The organism is Micromonospora sp. NPDC050200 (genome assembly GCF_040656135.1).
GTDB lineage: Bacteria > Actinomycetota > Actinomycetes > Mycobacteriales > Micromonosporaceae > Micromonospora.
Genome location: NZ_JBFALG010000012.1, coordinates 123,035 through 141,272, shown reverse-complemented (window position 1 = coordinate 141,272; position 18,238 = coordinate 123,035). Strand labels below are relative to the sequence as shown.

General features: G+C 72.2%; 18 protein-coding genes, 1 tRNA gene and 1 pseudogene. 11 read left to right on the top strand and 9 right to left on the bottom strand.

The annotated features are described in order from the left end of the window. The 4 genes from AB0I41_RS11275 to AB0I41_RS11260 all read right to left on the bottom strand — a co-directional run. Positions 1-256, bottom strand: a 256-nt coding sequence (locus AB0I41_RS11275; protein WP_357104917.1) for a helix-turn-helix domain-containing protein, incomplete at its 3' end; no start/stop codon positions are given. Positions 257-258: 2 nt separating this feature from the next. Continuing rightward, positions 259-504: a hypothetical protein gene (locus tag AB0I41_RS11270; RefSeq protein WP_357104914.1), complete on the bottom strand. Its 246-nt coding sequence runs from the start codon at positions 502-504 to the stop codon at positions 259-261. Between the two features lie 135 nt (positions 505-639). Beyond that, positions 640-711: transfer RNA gene (locus AB0I41_RS11265), tRNA-Val, on the bottom strand. A 73-nt stretch (positions 712-784) separates the two neighbouring features. Then, positions 785-1,474 carry a TIGR02611 family protein gene (locus AB0I41_RS11260; protein WP_357104911.1) on the bottom strand — a complete coding sequence of 230 codons (690 nt, stop codon included), beginning with the start codon at positions 1,472-1,474 and terminating at the stop codon, positions 785-787. A gap of 293 nt (positions 1,475-1,767) precedes the next feature. On the opposite strand from AB0I41_RS11260, the gene AB0I41_RS11255 reads away from it, so the two are divergent. Next, positions 1,768-2,199: an SsgA family sporulation/cell division regulator gene (locus tag AB0I41_RS11255; RefSeq protein WP_007457244.1), complete on the top strand. Its 432-nt coding sequence runs from the start codon at positions 1,768-1,770 to the stop codon at positions 2,197-2,199. A 70-nt stretch (positions 2,200-2,269) separates the two neighbouring features. On the opposite strand, the pseudogene AB0I41_RS11250 reads toward AB0I41_RS11255, so the two are convergent. After that, positions 2,270-2,671, bottom strand: a pseudogene (locus tag AB0I41_RS11250) (SDR family oxidoreductase); the annotation flags it as partial. A gap of 119 nt (positions 2,672-2,790) precedes the next feature. Here AB0I41_RS11250 and AB0I41_RS11245 point away from each other — a divergent pair. The 5 genes from AB0I41_RS11245 to AB0I41_RS11225 all read left to right on the top strand — a co-directional run bounded on the left by AB0I41_RS11245 (position 2,791) and on the right by AB0I41_RS11225 (position 5,753). Next, a complete protein-coding gene (locus AB0I41_RS11245; protein WP_357104908.1) occupies positions 2,791-3,681 on the top strand; it encodes an AraC family transcriptional regulator in 891 nt (296 codons plus the stop codon). A gap of 22 nt (positions 3,682-3,703) precedes the next feature. After that, positions 3,704-4,159, top strand: a complete 456-nt coding sequence (locus AB0I41_RS11240) for an Rrf2 family transcriptional regulator (protein ID WP_357104905.1) — start codon at positions 3,704-3,706, stop codon at positions 4,157-4,159. Further along, positions 4,159-4,677 (top strand): GNAT family N-acetyltransferase, encoded by a 519-nt coding sequence (locus AB0I41_RS11235; RefSeq protein ID WP_357104902.1) that lies wholly within the window; start codon positions 4,159-4,161, stop codon positions 4,675-4,677. The genes AB0I41_RS11240 and AB0I41_RS11235 overlap by 1 nt, the downstream gene beginning before the upstream one ends. A 191-nt stretch (positions 4,678-4,868) precedes the next feature. Further along, positions 4,869-5,048, top strand: a complete 180-nt coding sequence (locus AB0I41_RS11230) for a DUF4236 domain-containing protein (RefSeq protein WP_350706667.1) — start codon at positions 4,869-4,871, stop codon at positions 5,046-5,048. Positions 5,049-5,225: 177 nt separating this feature from the next. After that, on the top strand, positions 5,226-5,753 hold the full coding sequence (locus AB0I41_RS11225) for a potassium channel family protein (RefSeq protein WP_357104898.1): 528 nt from the start codon (positions 5,226-5,228) through the stop codon (positions 5,751-5,753). Here the strand turns inward: AB0I41_RS11225 and AB0I41_RS11220 are convergent. Beyond that, complete coding sequence (locus AB0I41_RS11220; protein WP_357104895.1) at positions 5,713-6,618, bottom strand: hypothetical protein; 906 nt, start codon at positions 6,616-6,618, stop codon at positions 5,713-5,715. The two genes, AB0I41_RS11225 and AB0I41_RS11220, sit on opposite strands and share 41 nt — an antisense overlap. 25 nt (positions 6,619-6,643) lie before the next feature. Beyond that, positions 6,644-7,165, bottom strand: coding sequence for a VOC family protein (locus AB0I41_RS11215; protein WP_357104892.1), 522 nt, complete (start codon positions 7,163-7,165; stop codon positions 6,644-6,646). 50 nt (positions 7,166-7,215) lie between these two features. On the opposite strand from AB0I41_RS11215, the gene AB0I41_RS11210 reads away from it, so the two are divergent. The 3 genes from AB0I41_RS11210 to AB0I41_RS11200 all read left to right on the top strand — a co-directional run bounded on the left by AB0I41_RS11210 (position 7,216) and on the right by AB0I41_RS11200 (position 11,750). Then, a complete protein-coding gene (locus AB0I41_RS11210) occupies positions 7,216-7,674 on the top strand; it encodes a MarR family transcriptional regulator (RefSeq protein WP_357104955.1) in 459 nt (152 codons plus the stop codon). A gap of 55 nt (positions 7,675-7,729) precedes the next feature. Next, a complete protein-coding gene (locus tag AB0I41_RS11205; RefSeq protein ID WP_357104889.1) occupies positions 7,730-9,274 on the top strand; it encodes a tetratricopeptide repeat protein in 1,545 nt (514 codons plus the stop codon). 256 nt (positions 9,275-9,530) lie between these two features. Further along, the gene (locus AB0I41_RS11200) at positions 9,531-11,750 is read left to right on the top strand and encodes an ATP-binding domain-containing protein (protein WP_357104952.1); all 2,220 of its coding nucleotides are present in this window, start codon (positions 9,531-9,533) and stop codon (positions 11,748-11,750) included. A gap of 156 nt (positions 11,751-11,906) precedes the next feature. On the opposite strand, the gene AB0I41_RS11195 is transcribed toward AB0I41_RS11200, so the two are convergent. Further along, entirely contained in the window at positions 11,907-12,314 is a 408-nt protein-coding gene (locus tag AB0I41_RS11195) for a hypothetical protein (protein WP_357104888.1), read from the bottom strand. A 420-nt stretch (positions 12,315-12,734) separates the two neighbouring features. Here AB0I41_RS11195 and AB0I41_RS11190 point away from each other — a divergent pair, with 420 nt between their 5' ends. Further along, positions 12,735-13,340, top strand: coding sequence for a DUF305 domain-containing protein (locus tag AB0I41_RS11190; RefSeq protein ID WP_357104886.1), 606 nt, complete (start codon positions 12,735-12,737; stop codon positions 13,338-13,340). An 83-nt stretch (positions 13,341-13,423) separates the two neighbouring features. Here AB0I41_RS11190 and AB0I41_RS11185 read toward each other — a convergent pair whose 3' ends face one another. Beyond that, entirely contained in the window at positions 13,424-15,139 is a 1,716-nt protein-coding gene (locus AB0I41_RS11185) for a hypothetical protein (RefSeq protein ID WP_357104884.1), read from the bottom strand. A 730-nt stretch (positions 15,140-15,869) separates the two neighbouring features. Between AB0I41_RS11185 and AB0I41_RS11180 the strand changes: the two genes are divergently transcribed. Further along, positions 15,870-18,238, top strand: a 2,369-nt coding sequence (locus AB0I41_RS11180; RefSeq protein WP_357104882.1) for a M36 family metallopeptidase, incomplete at its 3' end; no start/stop codon positions are given.

The window sequence follows — 18,238 nt, the reverse complement described above, 5'->3', positions numbered from 1 at the left end:
CCGGCGACCACCCCAACCGCAGCCGCTCGCGTACCACCTCCCGCAGGCCCGGTACCCGCTCCACCGCCCACGTCTTCGGCCTGCACCGGGCGACCGCCGCCGCCGCGTCGGCCGCCGCGGCCCGGTACCCGACCCGGCCACCGTGCCGGGCGACCTCCCGCGACACCACCGACGGGTTCCGGCCGATCAGGACCGCGATCTGCTTGTACTCCAGGCCTTCGGCCAGGCCACGGGATATCTCTTCACGATCAGCCAAGGTCAACAACGCACGCACGGCGGAACATCCTGTCCCACCGAACCAGCAAGATCAAATGCTACGACCGGCTGAACCTGCCACGCGTAGAACGCCCCCGGCACGAACCGCCGGCATAGTTCCTTGAAGTCCGTCGGCAGCGCGACGCCCAGTTCGGCTTCCACCTGCTCCCAGCCGACGCCATCCTCGGGCTCCTGGCGCCATCCGGTCACGTCGATGATCCGGTCGATCCACGTCAGCTGATCATTCACGGCCGGCAAAGTAACAGCACAGGCGGACATCCCCTCGCATGGTCGCCACCCGCCCGCTGACCGTTGCTGTACTTCACTGCCGTACGACAGCAGAAAGGCCACCTCCCGAACCCGGGAAGTGGCCTTTGACCTGCGTGGGCGATACTGGGATCGAACCAGTGACCTCTTCGGTGTGAACGAAGCGCTCTCCCGCTGAGCTAATCGCCCTCAGCGCCGATGACTCTACCTGATCGTGTGAGCGGACCGGAAATCCGGGGTCCGCGCGCCGCGGGGCCGGGCGTCAGTTGGTCGCGAGGTAGTGCAGCAGGCGGGCCACCAGGTCGATGCCGAGGCTGTACTTGAGCGACAGCCAGACGACCATGGCGACGAAGACGAGCCCGACGGAGCCCAGCACCAGGCGTACCGGCAGGGACCGGGAGGTGGCCCAGCGGGTCCAGGCCTGGACGTGTCGGCGGGTGAAGGCGAGCAGTCGTCGGGCCCAGTGGAACTCGACGGCCCAGATGGCGAGGCCGGCGATGACGATCAGCCAGCCGGGGCCGGGCAGCGGGATGAGGACGAGGCCGATGGTGACCACGATCGCCCCGGCGATCGAGATGAAGATCTTGAGGGTGACCCGGCCGGTGGGGTTGGCGCGGATCAGGTCGAGGCTGGTGCGGACCCGCTGCCGGAAGCCGCTGCGGGGCCGGTCGGCGAGGGCCGTACCGGTGCCGCCGGGGCCGTTGGGGGTGCCGGCGGCGTCGTGATCGGCGTCGCGGGGGGCGGCGGCGTCACCCCGGGTGGAGCGGCCGGCGGCGCCACCGCGGACGGTGCGCGAGGTGGCGCGGCGGGCGGGCCTGCCACCTCGACCGGAGCGGCCGTCGGAGGCCGGCCGACCGTCCCGGTCGTGCTGATCCATCGGCACCGCGTTCCCCCGCCTTTCGGCTGCTCGGGCCCCTACTTTCGGTGAGCCGGCCGCGGTCGTCGCATCCATTGAGGATCGGTTCGTGACCATTTCACCCCCCAGTGTCGCCCCGGCCCGTCACTTGCGCAGACCACTGGACGTTACCGGAGTAAGTCGACGACTGAGCCACCCGACGCCGGGCGGGATCACGCACTGGGCAGACCGGAAATCGTACAAGAATTTTCACATTCTGGCGGCGCTTCCGAAGCACTTCCCACCACTGGGTGAAGTCAGCGCATGGCGGAGCGTAGCCAGGAGTAGCACCTGAGTATGGGAAAAGCGGGACACGCGCGTTCCGCAGCGGTGCCGGGGGGAGAACGTCCATGAGTGTCATCCGACCGACGACCGTAGAGGTCGAGACGTCGCTAAGGCTCGTCGCGCCTGACGCCACCGCATTGCCGGTGCGTGCCAGTCTGCGTTACGACCCTGCTGACCCGTATGCGGTCCATGTCCTGTTCCACGCCGAATCCGCCGGTGGCGAGGCCGTCAGTTGGTCCTTCGCCCGCGAACTGCTGGTGACCGGTCTCGACGAACCGGCCGGCATCGGCGACGTCCGGGTCTGGCCCTGGGCCACCCCACGCGGCGACTTCGTCGCGCTGGCGCTGTCGTCACCCGACGGCAACGCGCTCTTCGAGGTGCCGCGCAGCGTCCTGGTGCGCTTCCTGCGGCGAACCTACGTCGTCGTCCCGCGCGGCCGCGAGGCCGAGCACCTCGACGTCGACACGGCGGTGAACCGGTTGCTCGCCGGCCGCTGACCCCACCCGATCGGGGCCGCGCGGATCTGCCGAGTCCGCGCGGCTCCGGCTCACCACGATCAGGTACGCCTCAGCCGTGCGTCGTGAGGCCGCCGTCGACCGGGATCACCGCGCCGGTCAGGTACGCCCCGGCGCGGGACGACAGGTAGATCGCCGTGCCGGCCATGTCCTCCGGGCGGCCGATCCGGCCCAGCGGCACCTGCTGCTCGATCGCCGAACGGGACGCCGGGTCCTCCAGGGCGAACGCCATCATCTTGCTCTCGAACGGGTCCAGGGCGATCGCGTTGACCGTGATCTGCTCACCGGCCAACTGGTGGGCGAGGCTGCGGGTCAGCATGTGCACGGCCGCCTTGGTGGCGGAGTACGCGTACACCTCCATGAACGGCACCCGGATGCCGTCGACCGACCCGATGTTGATCATGCGGGCCGGGTCGTCGGCGCTGGCCGCGGCGCGCAGCGCCGGCAGCAGCGCGGGCCTACCGCTCGGTAACGTAACCGGGCCCGCCGACCCCGGACAACCCGCGGGTACGCGGCACCACGGTCCCGTCGCCGGGATGCGACCGTCTCCACCTCCGGTTACCGTCGCAGGTGATGGTCCCTTCCGGTCAGCTCTCCCCGGCAGCCCGTCCCGACCTGCCCACCGCCGAGATCGACCTGCTCGACCTCGGTGACCTCGCCCCCGACCCCGGGTGGCGCCGCCCCACCCTGCTCGACGCGGACCTGCTGATCCTGGTCACCGGCGGCCACGGCACCGCCGAGCTGGACTTCCGCGCGCTGCCCTGCCGGCCCGGCACGCTGCTGCGGGCCAGCCCCGGCCTGGTGCTGCGCTGCACCCCGCAGCTCGACGCGACGGTGGTGCGCTGGCGCGGCGAGGCGCTGCGTGGCCTGGACGTCGACCCGGACGCCGTGCCGACCCACCACCAGTTGGCCGGCGAGGACGAGGACGCGGTCATCAACGAGGTCAGCCAGTTGACGGTGGACTGTCGCCGGCACCGCGACGACCCGGCCGCGCGGGGCCTGCTGCGCCACCAGCTCGCCGTCCTGCTGCTCCGGCTGGCGCTGCTCCCGACTGACGGGCCGGCCGGCGCCGGGGGCGGGCCACAGCGCACGGAGCTGACCACCTTCCGCCGGCTCTGCCGGGAGATCGAGCGCGGCTACCAGCACACCCGCCGGGTGGAGGACTACGCCGCCCAGCTGGGCTGCTCGGTGCGTACCCTGACCCGGGCCTGCCTGGCCGTGACCGGGCGCAGCGCCAAGCAGGTGGTCGACGAGCGGGTGGCGCTGCAGGCCAGCCGGCTGCTGGCCGCCACCGACGAGCCGGTGGCCCTGATCGGCCGCCGGCTCGGCTTCCCCGAGCCGACCAACTTCGGCCGCTTCTTCACCCGCGAGGTCGGGGTGAGTCCCGGGGCGTTCCGGGCCGCACGAGGGCAGCCGCCGCGGCGCATCGTGCGGCCCCGTCGGCCCGCCGACCCGACGTGCTGAGCTGGCCGGGCATGATGGCGGGGTGCAGATCTCCGCGCGCGGCGACTACGCGGTACGGGCGGCGCTGAGCCTGGCCAGCGCGTATCCGGCGCTGCTGTCCACCCAGGCGATCGCCACCGAACAGGACATGCCGCGCAAGTTCCTGGAGGCCGTCCTGGCCGACCTGCGCCGGGCCGGCGTCGTGCGGGCCCAGCGCGGCGCGGAGGGCGGCTACACGCTGGCCCGGCCGCCCCGCGAGTTGACCGTCGGGGCGGTCCTGCGCGCGGTGGAGGGCCCGCTGGCGGGGGTGCGCGGCCTGCGCCCCGAGGAGACCCGGTACGAGGGCTCGGCGGAGAACCTGCCGCGGCTCTGGGTGGCCGTCCGGGCGGCCGTCCGGCAGGTGCTCGACGAGGTCAGCCTCGCCGAGATAATCAGTGGCCGGCTGCCCGCGCACGTCCGTAGGTTGACCGCTCTGCCCGACGCCTGGGAGCCGCGCTGATGCCCACCCCCACCCTGCGCACCGACCGGCTGCTGCTGGAGCCCTACCGCCCGGCCGACGCCGAGGACGCCGTCGCCCTGCTCACCGACCCGGAGGTGGGCCGGTTCATGGGCGACGGCCCGCTCGCCCCCGACGACGCCGTGGCCCTGTTCGGCCGGGTGTTCAGCAAGGTCTACGCCGGCGACCTCTTCGACGTCTGGGCGGTCCGCCGCGACGGCCGGTACGTCGGGCACGCCGAGATCAAGCGCACCGACGACGTGGACGGCCACGAGATCGTCTATGCCCTCACCAAGCCCGCCTGGGGCGGCGGCCTCGGCACCGAGCTGGCCCGGGCCCTGGTCCGGTACGGCTTCGACACCCTCGGCCTGTCCCGGGTGTACGCCACCGTCGCCGAGGACAACAAGGCCTCGCTGGCGCTGCTGGCCAAGCTCGGCTTCGTCCACGAGCGGGACGTCACCGAGGACGACGGCAGCGTCACCCGGGTCCTCGCCGTCGACCGCGCGCCGGTGCCCGCCTGAGCCCTGTTCCGGGGCGCGGTCCCCGTCACAGCGCGGATCACCTCCGGTGAGATGTAACGGAGCCGGACCCGCACAGCATTGCCATTGGCCCGTCCGGAGCGGATCGGGAGCAGGTTTCGCAAATCGTGGATCCGGGCATGTTCGATGTCGACACAGCAGGGCAGTACCGGAGAAGGCGAGGGGAGCCCACGATGGGTCTGATGTTCCGCAAGCGCAAGAAGTACGGGCCGATCATCCTGAACTTCACCGAGAACGGCTTCTCCTCCTGGAGCATCAAGATCGGTCGCTGGTCCTGGAACTCCAGGGCCAGGGCGCACCGGGTCGACCTGCCGGGGCCGCTCTCCTGGAAGCAGGACAAGTCCCGGGCGTGACCTCCCGAGGTCGAGCGGGGTGCCGGTGGTTCACCGGCACCCCGCCCGGCGTTCCGGGCGTTTCGCGTCGCCCGGCCCGGGCGGCACGTCCCTGATCCCGGGCGCCGGCGGCATCGCCGCTGTCCGGGGTTGGCCGTTCCGCGAATCGCGGCGGCGTCCCCGGCGCAGAATCGCCACATGAGCGCGGACGGGTCCTACCGGCGGGAGCGGCGCTGGGCGGTGGTGGCGTCGGTGCTGCTGGTGCTCGCCTACTTCCTCGTGCCGGTGGCGCCCGACCCGAACCGGCTGCGGCTCGTCCTGCGCTCGGCCGGCACCCTGATCCTGGTCCTCACCGTCGCCCTGCTTGTCACCGGCCAGGTACGCCGGCAGCTCGCCGGCCAGACGCCGACCGACAACGCGCAGGTCCGGGCGCTGATCCGCCTCGCGGTCGCCCTGGTGGCCGGCGTGCTGGCCTTCGCCCTGGCCGACTACATCGTGGCGGACTCCCGGCCCGGCGAGTTCGTGAACCTGGAGACCCGGATCGACGCGCTCTACTTCGCGCTCGCCACGCTGACCACCATCGGCTACGGCGACGTGCACGCGGAGGGGCAGATCGCCCGGGTGGTGGTCAGCGCGCAGATGCTCTTCAGCATCGGGGTGGTGACCACCGGGGCGTCCATCGTGGTCAAGCAGTTGACCGGCCGTCCCCGCCAGGGCCGACACTGATCAGCACGTCGCCGCCGAGGCGGCCGTGCTCCGGGTCGCGGGTGACCGCGCCGGAGTGCAGCAGGGTGGTGAGCGCGGGGACGGTGTCGGCGGCCCGGTAGACGGTCGCGGTGAGGGTGTGCCGGCGCAGCTCGGTGACCGTACGCGGGCCGGAGCGGGCCAGCTCGGCCAGCAGTTCACGGCGCAGCGGACCCGGCTCGGGGTGCAGGGCGATGTCGAGCAGCCCGCCGGCCGGGTCCCCCGGGTCGCGGTAGCGGACCCCGGCGAACTCGTCGACCTCCCAGAGCGCGTCCTTGAACGCCTCCAGGCTCTTGTCCAGTCCGGTGCCGAAGGCGACCCGCCGGGCCGGTGACCCGTCGGCGGGCACCAGCTCGACCTCGGTGACCAGCGGGAAGCCGGCTTCGGTGAGCGCCGGCCGGAGGGTGGCCGGGGCGGGCGCGGTGAGCAGCAGTTCGGCCGGGCGGCCGGTCGCCGCGGCGGCCAGCAGCGCCGGCTCGGGGGCGGCGGCGTCGGCCAGGGTCAGCAGCGGCGCGCCGGCCGCGCCGGCCGCCTTGAGCACCACCGGCAGCCGGGACGCCTCGCCCGGGACCACGTGCACGGCCACGTCGGCCGGCAGCGTCGCCTCGACCGGGCCGAGCCGGGCCGGCAGGTCGGGTCCGCCGCCGGCCAGCACGAGGACGGTCAGCCGCCGCCCCCGGAGCCGGTCGGCGAACTCGGCCACCACCCGCAGGGCCGCCTCGGCGGTGCCGGGGTCCCCCGCGTACGACAGGGCGAGGGTGGCGCGCCGGGAGCGGTGCAGCGCCCCCGGCAGCCAGTGGTCGAGCTGCCGCACGAGCAGCTCACGCAGGACGGTGTCGGTGGACATTCTGTCGTTGTACCGTACGGCGACTTCAGGCCGACACGGAGATGCCCACCCCGCCCCGGGTCTGGCCGCCGTAGCGCTGCCGTTCCCGGTCGAGGTCGAGCCGGCCGATCCGCCTGCGCGCCGACAGCGCGGCGTCGTCGATCAGGTCGGCCGGGACGAGCCAGACGATCTCGAACTCCAGGCCGTCCGGGTCCTGGCCGTAGAGGCTCTTGGTGGTGCCGTGGTCGGAGCTGCCGACCAGCGCGCCCGCGGCGGCCAGCCGCTCGGCGGTGGCGCCCAGCTCGTCGAGGGTGTCCAGCTCCCAGGCCAGGTGGTAGAGGCCCACGGTGGCGCGGCCGGCCTGCGAGCGGCCGGCCGCCGCGCCGATCTCGAACAGGCCGAGGTCGTGGTCGTTGGTGGAGTCGGGCGCCTGGAGGAAGGCGGCGCCACGGAATCCGTCCGGGGTCATCGGCACCGGCCGGAAGCCCAGCACGTCGCGGTAGAAGGCGACGCTGCGGTCGAGGTTGCTGACGTAGAGGACGGCGTGGTTGAGGCGGTGGATTCCCATGCACCCCACACTAGCGCGATTTAGTTGAACACTCAACCAGTGCCGCTATGATGGGCGTCATGACCCGGTGGCTGGACCCCGACGAGCAGCGCACCTGGCGGGCCTTCCTGACCGCCTCCCGAGCGCTGATGGACACCCTCGACCGCGAGCTGCAACGCGACGCGGGGATGCCGCACGCCTACTACGAGATCCTGGTCCGGCTCTCCGAGGCCCCCCGGCGGCAGCTGCGGATGAGCGAGCTGGCCGACCTGACCGGCTCCTCGCGCAGCCGGCTCTCGCACGCCGCCGCCCGGCTGGAGTCGGCCGGGTGGATCCGGCGCGAGGACTGCCCGACCGACCGGCGCGGCCAGATCGCCGTGCTCACCGACGACGGCTTCGCGGTGCTCGCCGCCGCCGCCCCCGGCCACGTCGAGGGGGTACGCCACCACCTCTTCGACGCGCTCAGCCCGGCACAGGTCGACCAGCTGCGCCGGATCAGCGAGACGCTGGTCGCGCACCTGACCGGTTGACGACTGATCACCGTCGGGACTTGTACATACCGTCGCCGGACGAGCACGATGGGGCGTGCCCTCCGGCTTCGCTGACCTGACCCTCCAGGCGCACCACCTGGTGTCCGCCGGCGACCTGGCCGGCGCGCAGCGACTGCTCGCCGACGCGCTGACCGACGCCGACCCCCGGCCCGACCGCGCCTCCCCCGAACTGGCCGACGCCGCCGGGCTCCAGGCGCGGGTGCTGGTCGCGCTCGGCGAGCCGCACTCCGCCCGCGGCTGGGCGGCCTTCGCGTACGCCGCCGCCACCCGGCTGTACGGACGCTCGGACGAGCGGACCATCTCGGCGGGGGCGACCCTGGCCGCGGTGCTGCACCGGGTCGGCAGCGACGCCCGCGCCGCCCGGCTCTACTCCGAGGTGATCCTGGAGCTGACCGCCCGGGACGGGCCGGAGTCGCTGCGGGTGCTCGCCGCGTACGCCGACCTGGCCACCGTGGAGTACGCCCGTGGCCAGTGCGCGCAGGCCCGCGAACGCCTCCAGGACGCCTGGGAGCTGCACCGCGAGGTCTACGGCGACGGCCATCCCAGCGGCATCAAAATGCTGGCCCGGCTCGGGGCGATGCAACGCGACTGCGGCCGGTTCACCGAGGCGCACGACAACCTCGCGCTCGCCCGCGAGCTGGCCCGCCAGCACCTGCCCGCCGACGACCCGCTCGCCCGGCAGGTCGCCGCGCTGGCCCGGGCCGCCGCCGACCCGGACCACGCCTGCGACGACGAGCCGCCCCCGGAACGGGACACCCCGGTGGTGCCGGCCGCCCGCACCGCCCCGCCCGACGAGGGGCCACCCGAGCCGCCCGCCTGGCCGGTGGGGCCGGCCGCGACCGACCAGACGTACCCACCGACGGTGCCCGGCCAGCGGCTGCCCACCGAGGACGCCGAATCCCCGTACGCCGACGACCCGGACACCGAGCGATGGCCGCCGCAGCCGGTCACCGAGCCGGAACCTCCGGCGAACGAGTCGGTCCCCCCATCCGTGGTCGGGCTGGCCGCCGGGTACGCCGAGGAGGCCGACGGGGTGCACCGGGTGGCCCAGCGCCACCCGGACCCGTCCCGGCTGCTGCCGGTGGTGATGCCCCCGCACCACGTGCCGCCGCCGCGCCGCAACCGGACGACCCCGGCCGTGGTGGCCGGGCTGACCGTGGTGGTGCTGGGCACCGTCGCGGTGGTCGCCGGGGTGTCCCGGATCGACGGCGGCGACGACCCGCCGGCCCCCGCCACCTCCCCGACCGGCCCGCCACAGAGCCCCGCCCCGTCACCCGCGCCGCCGACCGCCGGGGGCGCCGCCCCGCCCGGCACGCCCCCGGGACGGGTGACCTTGCGCGACCGCCGGGACAACATCGCCCTGGACTGGGAGTACCCGGCGGGCGCGGAGGGGCCGGTGGTCATCTCCGGCGGCCGCGCCGGACAGGACCCGCAGGCCTTCCAGGAACTGCCCGCCGGGACGAACAACTTCATCGTGTACGGCCTGGACCGCAGCAACGACTACTGCTTCACCGTCGCGGTGGTCTGGTCCACCGACACCGTGAGCCGGGCCCGCGAGGTCTGCACCCGCCGCCGCTGACGCCTCCCCCTGAGGGGGCCGGGCGGGACGGCATGCCGGGCGCGGCGGTGTGACATGGTCGCGGGCGGCGGACATGCGTGGTGCGACGGCTCGCGACGCGGTATCTTTCTCAGTTCGGACACAAAAAAGGAATGGCGACAACGGCCATTCCTGCGCCCATTCTAATTGACGAGGAGACGGCTTGTCAACGCAATCCGACGGTTCCGTCGCGCAGCGGCACGACGACGAGATCGGCCGCGAGCAGGAGTACGTCTCGATGCTCTACGGCCAGCTGGACGGCATGCGTGAGCAGGCCGCCCGGCGGCTCACCGAGGAACTGCGGACCACCGGCGGCACGTTGCAGGCCCGGTCCCAGCGCGACAGCGCGGTACGGATGTACGCCGACCAGGTCGAGCAGTTCTCCGCCGTGGAGAACGGGCTCTGCTTCGGCCGCCTCGACGACACCGACGGAGCCGCGCACTACATCGGCCGGATCGGCATCTTCGACACCACCGGCGACTACGACCCGCTGCTGATGGACTGGCGCGCCCCCGCCGCCCGGCCGTTCTACCTCGCCACCGCCGCCAACCCGCAGGGCGTGCGGCGCCGCCGGCACCTGCGTACCCGGCAGCGGAAGGTCACCGGGCTCAACGACGAGGTGCTCGACCTCGCCACCGCCTCCCCCACCGCCCACGAGGAACTCACCGGTGAGGCGTCCCTATTCGCCGCGCTCAACGCCGGCCGGACCGGGCGGATGCGCGACATCGTCGAGACCATCCAGGCCGAGCAGGACCAGGTGATCCGCGCCGACCTGCCGGGCGTCCTGGTCGTCCAGGGCGGCCCCGGCACCGGCAAGACCGCCGTCGCGCTGCACCGGGCCGCGTACCTGCTCTACACCCACCGGCGGGAACTCTCCAGCCGGGGCGTGCTGCTGGTCGGCCCGAACGCCACCTTCCTGCGCTACATCTCGCAGGTGCTGCCCACGCTGGCCGAGACGGGCGTACTGCTGCGTACCCCCGGCGACCTCTTCCCCGGAGTGAGCGCGCGGCGGGCCGAACCGGCCGGGACCGCGGCGCTCAAGGGGCGGACGGTGATGACGGAGGTGCTGGCCGCCGCGGTCCGCGACCGGCAGTGGGTGCCGGACGAGCCGCTGGAGATCGAGGTCGAACGGGAGACACTGCGGCTCGACCCGGAGGTTGTCCGCGAGGCCCGCGACCGGGCCCGCCGCTCCGGCCGCCCGCACAACCTCGCCCGGGCCCTGTTCGACGTCGAGATCGTCCACGCGCTCGCCGCGCAGATCGCCGAGCGGATCGGCGCCGACCCGCTCGGCGGAGAGAACCTGCTGGAGGAGGCCGACCGTGCCGAGATCCGCCGGGAGCTGCGCGAGGAGCCCGGAATCCGCGCCGCACTCGACCAGCTCTGGCCGGTGCTCACCCCACAGCGGCTGCTCGCCGACCTGTACGCCTCGACCGACCGGATCGCCGCCGCCGCGCCGATGCTCACCGACGCCGAGCGGGCGCTGCTGCACCGGGAGCCGGGCGGCTGGACACCGGCCGACGTGCCGCTGCTGGACGAGGCCGCCGAACTGCTCGGCGAGGACGAACGGGCCGCCGCCGCCCGCCGCGAACGGATCCGCTCCTTCCAGCGCGAGTACGCCGAGGGCGTGCTGGAGATCGCCCGGGGCTCCCGCTCGATCGACGTGGAGGACGAGGCCGACGGCGGCGAGATCCTCGGCGTCACCGACCTGATCGACGCCGACCGGCTGTTGGAACGGCAGGAGGAGGCCGACCGGCTGACCACCGCCCAGCGGGCCGCGGCCGACCGGAACTGGGCGTTCGGGCACGTGATCGTCGACGAGGCGCAGGAGCTGTCGCCGATGGCCTGGCGGCTGCTGATGCGCCGCTGCCCGAGCCGGTCGATGACCATCGTCGGTGACGTGGCGCAGACCGGTGCCCTGGCCGGCACCCCCTCCTGGGCCGACGCGCTGGAGCCGTACGTGGCGCAGCGCTGGCGGCTGGAGGAGCTGACCGTCAGCTACCGCACCCCCGCCGAGGTCATGGCCGTGGCCGCTGACGTACTCGCCGAGATCGACCCCGCGCTGCGCCCACCCCGCTCGGTACGCTCCAGCGGCGTGCCGCCGTGGGACCGTACGGTGGATGCCGTCCGGCTGGCCGGGGAGCTGGTCGCGGCGACCACCCGGGAGGCCACCGGCCTGGACGACGGGCGGCTCGGGGTGATCGTGCCGGCCGGTAGGGCCGACGAGCTGGCCGCCGCGGTGGTGGCCGCGCTGCCCGAGGTGGCGGTCGGTGAGCAGCCCGAGTTGGAGAGCCGGGTGGTGGTGCTCACCGTCGGCCAGGCCAAGGGCCTGGAGTTCGACTCGGTGCTGGTGGTCGACCCGGACGGCATCGTCGCCGAGTCCCCGCGCGGGCGCAGCGACCTCTACGTGGCGCTGACCCGGGCCACCCAGCGGCTCGGGGTGCTGCGGGTCGCCGCCTGACCCGGCTGCCCCGCCTTTGCTGCGCCGGGCCGCCGGCCGGGCCGCGCGGGACATCGTGCTGGACACGGGAAGTAGTGGCCTCCCGTCGCGGGTGAGGCCACTACTTCCCGGTTCGAGCGTGATCGGACCGGCCCCGGTGCGGGCCGGTCCCCGGCGTCACTCGTCGGTGACGTCGCCGACGTGGCTGCCCGGGGCGGACGCGTCGCTGGTCGACCCGCCGGCCGGGGTGCTCATGCCACCGGTGGTCGCGTCGCCTGTGGTGGTGGGCGCCACCACGCCGGGGTGCCGCTCGGGCTGCCGGGCCAGCCGCCGGACGCTCGCCGGGCCGGCGGTGCCACCGGTGGTGGTCAACGCGCCCTGCCCCCGGGTCGGGCCGCCGTCACGCAGCACGTTCGGGTCGACCGGGACGTCGGCCGGGTCGTCCGGATCCTCCTCCTGGATCACCCGCAGCACGTCCGTCTGCGGCACGGTCACCTCGTCCAGGGCGCCCTCGCCGTACACGCCGGCGGTGAGCCGGTCCTCGGCCCGGCGGGCGGACTCCCGCATCGTGTCGTCTTCACGCACGTCCATCACCTCGCAGATCTGGCGGTAATCCACTGCCTGCCCGGCCAGGGCGCGGCCAAACCGGTCCGTGCCGGTTCACCGGCCGATCGCCCGCTGCCGCCTGCCGCCGTTCCCGCTGCCCATGCTGGCCGGCGACGCGAAACCCCGCCCCATCCACTCCCCCTACCGGCAATGTGTCACAACGGCGGATCACCTGGTCGGCCCCTCGTCGACCGGCATTGGTCATTCGGGTGAATCGGCCGCCCGTCGGCCTGTGGGTGATTGATGCATGGCCGGCTGGAGCCTGGTGACGGCGACGGACATCAGGCACTATGGCCTTCACTTCTGCGCAGCTCAAGCTGGATGGGTACGTGAATCATGCTCCTGTCTCGTCGCCTGATCATTTCGGCTGTAGTAGCCACGGTCGCCGTCGGCTCGGGGGTGACCATCGCCCTCTGGCCCGACAGCGATCCGACGTACCGTCCGCCGAGCTCGCACGCGGTCCAGCCGGGCGCGCCGGGCCAACCGGGCAGATCACTGTCAGCGAACGAGTTGTCTCAGCTCTCGCCGCCCAAGTTCACCGCGGCCGACACCCTGTTCATTCAGGGAATGATCCCGCACCACGCTCAGGCGCTGCAGATGACCGCACTCCTGTCGGCCCGTACCACCAACCCGGACGTGACGATGCTCGGCAAGCGGATCGACGTGTCGCAGCGTGACGAGATCACGCGGATGCAGCGGTGGCTTGACGAGCGGAGCGTGCCGAGCACGGGGCCGCAAGCGGGTCATGCCGGGCACAAGCTCATGCCCGGGATGCTCACCGGCGAGCAGTTCGACCAGCTCAAGCAGGCGCGCGGCGCGGAGTTCGACCGGCTCTTCCTCACGTTCATGATCCGCCACCACCAGGGAGCGCTGGCGATGGTGGAGGAACTCTACGCGACGGGTGGCGGGCTCGAGCCGGCGAGCGATCAGTTCGCCCGTGAGGTCAACGCCGACCAGAGCATCGAGATTCAGCGGATGCAGGAGCTACTGGCCAAGATGCGCTGATACCCGTCCGGCTGACGGAGAAAAGGCGAAGGGCACCTCGGCTCGAAGGCTTCGAGTCGAGGTGCCCTTCGGTCAGTGACAGGTCAGAGCGATGCCGACAGGTCCAGGATGGCCTGCTTCAGCTTCTGGTGCTCCGAAGCGGTCAGCTTGCCGGCGATCTCCTGCAACTGCGACACAGCGGCGTCGCGCTGGCCGTTGGCCGCGAACTGCTCGGCGCGCTGCAGGAACTGGTCGACCTGGAACTTCAGCGGGTTGCCGACGGCCTTGGCACGTACGAGCTGGTCGTAGTGCGCACGCGCAACCGCGAAGCTCGGCGTCCAGGTGATCTTCGGCTGGCCCTGGGCGTTGAACTGGCCAAGCTGCACCTGCGAGGCTGCCTCGATCTCCGCCTTCGACAGGTGCTGGCTGGGCGTCAGCTTGAACACGTCCAGGCCGCGGGCGATCTCGTTGCCGTAGAGGTTGCCGTTGTACCAGTACGCCGACCAGAACCCACCGAGCACGAGCGCGTTCGGGTTGACCGGGCCGCGGTCGAAGAACGCGATCTCGTGCGGGTTGGCCGAGTCGGTGAAGTCGAACACCGAGATGCCGCCCTGGTACCAGGCCTGCATCATGATGTCGCGGCCGGGCACCGGGATCAGCGATCCGTTGTGCGCGACACAGTTCTGCTGCAGCGACTGGGGAACCGGCAGCTTGTAGTAGCTGGCGAACTTCATCTTCCGGTCGGCGATGTCGAAGATCGCGTTGGCGCCCCACTCCGGCTGGTCGGTGTCACGGCAGCGCGCGCCGCTACCGCCGCCCCACTCGTCGGTGAAGATCACCTTGGTGCCGTCGTTGTTGAACGTCGCCGAGTGCCAGTACGCGAAGTTCGGGTCGGAGACCTCATGGATCCGGCGGGGGTTGGCCGGGTCCGAGATGTCGATCAGGATGCCGTTGCCCTGGCAGGCGCCGGCGGCCAGCCCGATCTCCGGGTACGCGGTGATGTCGTGGCAGGCGTTGGTGTTCGGCGTCGGCGACCAGGTCGACCCGGACGGGTGCCGGGGCGTCTGCGGCCCGTTCTGCAGACCGTCGATCCGGCCGGTCACCGGATCCGCGAACAGCCGCGGCTGGTTCACCACAGCGGCCTGCTCGGGTGCCGCGAGCGGCACCTTGATGACGTCGATCCGCCACCGCGACGGGTTCTCGCCCGTTGCCAGGTCGTTGTTGCAGCCCTCCATCGTCGTCGCCGGCCGCACCGAGGTCGTGCCCGAGACGTAGACGTAGACGTTGTCGGCGTCCTTCGGGTCGGCCACCACCGTGTGCGTGTGCGAGCCGCGGCAGAGCTGAACGGCCGCGACCTGCACCGGGTTCAGCACGTTGCTGATGTCGAAGACGCGGACGCCCTGGAACCGGGTGCCGACGCTGGAGTCCGTACCACAGTCGACCCGCCCGCGGCTCTCCTCCACGGACATGAAGAGCAGGTTGCCGTGGACCGACAGGTCACCCTGGCCACCCGGGCACACGACGCTGGTGACCAGCGTCGGGTCGGCGGGCTTGGAGACGTCGACGATGTTGAACCCGTTGTAGTTGCCCAGGAACGCGTACTTGCCGCCGAAGGTGAAGTCCGACGCGTAGTAACCACCGTTGCCGGGGTTCGCCGGGTCGACGAAACCCGCCGGCTTGTCGCGGTGCGCCAAGTGCTCCAGGTTGCTGATCGCGGACTGTGCGTCGTGCCAGCCGCCGCCGAGGCCGATCCGTGGATCGGGCTCTGCGGCCGACGCCGTGCCGGGCAGCACGCCGACCAGGAGCAACCCTGCGGCCATCAGGCCGAGCGCCTGCCGCCCCCTACCTGACCTGGAACCCAATTGAAGTTTCATCTGCCGCCTTCCGATCGAAAGACCTGACGCGACGTCCGGTGGTGGGAGGCGCGTCGTGTGAGTTGAGTAAGGACCGTACCGTCGATCGCTCATTGGTCAAGGAGCCTGCGGGATATGCAGGTATTTGCGTAGCTGAACCAGTGCGCAGCCGCCGCTTGGGATGCCGCTGGTTCGGCCCAAAGCTGTCGGTGCGGGAGATCCGCCTCATCCCCGTCGAGCCAGGTCGGCACGATACAAAGCGGACTGACCCGGGCCCGATCGCGGCATGGTGCCAATTGGGTCCCGCGATGGTCGTCCCCTGCACCGCCGACGGCCGTGACCGACCGGTACCGGGACTGGCGGGCGCTTCGCCGCCACCGATCGCTGCCGGCCGCTCTCACTCCCGCAGCTCCGTCCCTGCCAGGGCTTTCGCGGCCATCGCCAGCTGAGGAGTCTGCAGATCGGGCGCGACCGGACGGGCCACAACAGGCGTAGGAGCTACTGATCGAATGTTCCGCCACTCGTCGGATGAACGGCCCGCGAGCCGCACCGTAGCGTCCATGCCATTCACCTCGCACCGGCCTGACTACTGAACGTAACCGCCGGGTGAGCGCTGCGGATCCGCGTGGCGGACCGCTGCGGCGGTCGGGAATCGGTGCTCCATGCTGTCCTGTCCACCCCCACGAAGGGAGCAGCGGTGCCCCATCTGCGTCTGTCCCGTGGTCGACGCAACGCCGCGTTGCTGTTGTCCACAACGCTGGTCGCGTCCATGACCACGCTGTCCGCGAGTCCGGTCTGGGCTGATCCTGAAAAGGCCGGCCCGGCGAGCCCGATTTTCCTGACCGGACCCAACGAGGGCTCGCCGAACGAGATCGCCGCCAGCTACCTGCGGGCGCATCCCGCCGACTTCGGCGTACGTGCCATGGACCTGTCCGACCTCGCAGTGGCGTCCAGCTACACCGACCGCCACAACGGGGTGACGCACGTCAACCTGGCGCAGCGGTACCAGGACCTGGAGGTCTTCGGCGCGACCGCGACGGTCAACGTCGCCCGCGACGGCAGTGTCATCTTCGTCGGTGACACCCTGGTGTCCGGCCTGTCCGACAACAAGGCTTCCGGCGACGCGTCACTGGATGCGGTGGACGCGGTGCAGGCGGCCGCGGGCGCTCTCGACCTGGCCGACCCGGCGAACCCGCAGGTGATGAGCCGCAGCGGCGGCCCGGCCCAGCGCACCGTCGTCTCCGGCAGCGGCATCTCCGACCAGCCCATCCCCGCCAAGCTGGGCTGGCAACAGACCGACGACGGGCTGCGCCTGGCCTGGCAGCTGGTCATCGACGACTCCTCCGACACCCACCTCTGGAACGCCACCGTCGACGCCGAGACCGGCAAGCTGCTCAACGCCGACGACTGGACCACCCACGAGAATGCTGAGGAGATCGCCAGCAACCTGGGCCGCACCGCGACCTCGGCGCCGCTCAACGCCGCGAGCACCGGCTCGCCGAACCCGGTCCAGGACGGGTCGAGCTACCGGGTGTTCGCCGCCGCGAAGGAGAGCCCGAACGACGGGCCACGGACCCTGGTGACCAACCCGGCGGACGGGACCGCGTCGCCGCACGGCTGGCACGACACCGACGGCGCCCCTGGTGCCGAGCACACCACCACCCAGGGCAACAACGTCCACGCCTACCAGGACCAGGACAACAACAACGCGGCGGACTTCGGCAGCAGCCCGGACGGCGGGGCGAACCTGACCTTCGACTCCCCGCTCGACCTGGCCGAGCACGCGCAGAACTACCGGGACGCGGCGACCGCCAACCTCTTCTACTGGAACAACGTCGTCCACGACATCGCCTACCAGTACGGCTTTGACGAGGCGTCCGGCAACTTCCAGGTCAACAACTACGGCCGGGGCGGCACGGGCGGCGACTACGTCCGCGCCGAGGCGGCCGACGGCGGCGGCACCAACAACGCGAACTTCTCCACCCCGGCTCTCGACGGGGGCACCCCCCGGATGCAGATGTACCTCTGGCCGGGCACCCAGTTCGGCAGCCCGAACCAGATCGTCGTGGATGGCGTGGGCTCGTTCGACGCATCCTGGTCGCGGTTCACGCCGGCGCCCACGGTGGCCGGCCTGCCCGAGCACCAGTTCGTCCACGCCGGCACCGGCTGCACCGCCGCGGCGTACCCCGGCACGCTGCCTTCCACCGGGTGGATCAGCGTCGTCGACGGCGGCACCACTGCCTGCACGTACCTCCAGCGCGCCCAGGTCGCCCAGTCCCTCGGCGCCAAGGCCCTGGTCGTCGCCCACAACGCGGCGGGTACCGCGCCGGTGCTCACCGGATCCATGGCGGCGGCGCCGGTCACCATCCCTGCGGTCGCCGTGACCCAGGCCGACGGGGCCGCCGTCAAGGCCGCCATCGCCGGTGGCACCGTCACCGGTTCGGTGCGCAAGCACCCGAACCACCCGGGCATCCGGGACGGCGACCTCGACGCCGGCGTGATCATCCACGAGTACACCCATGGCATCTCCAACCGGCTGACCGGTGGCCCGACCGTCAACTGCCTGACCGGCAACGAGCAGATGGGCGAGGGCTGGAGCGACTACGTCGCGCTCACCATGCTGCTCGACCCGAAGTTCGACACGGCCGACGGCCAGCGCGGCATGGGACCGTACGTGCTGTTCCAGGACGACCGGCACGGCGGCGGCATCCGGCCGCGGCCGTACTCGCGGAACATGGACATCCAGCCGTTCACCTACGACAGCATCAAGACCGGTGGCTGGCTGAACGGCACCTCCCTGGCCGCCCCGCACGGCATCGGGCACGGCTGGGCCTCGGTGCTGTGGGACATGACCTGGAACCTGATCGACCGGCACGGGTTCAACCCGAACATCTACGAGCCGTGGAAGAGCGGCGGCAACAACCTCGCTCTGCAGCTGGTCATCGACGGGCTGAAGATGCAGGGCTGCGGCCCCGGGTTCGTCACCGGCCGCAACGCCATCATCGCCGCCGACGCCGCCCTCACCGGCGGCGAGAACGCCTGCACCCTCTGGGCCTCCTTCGCCCG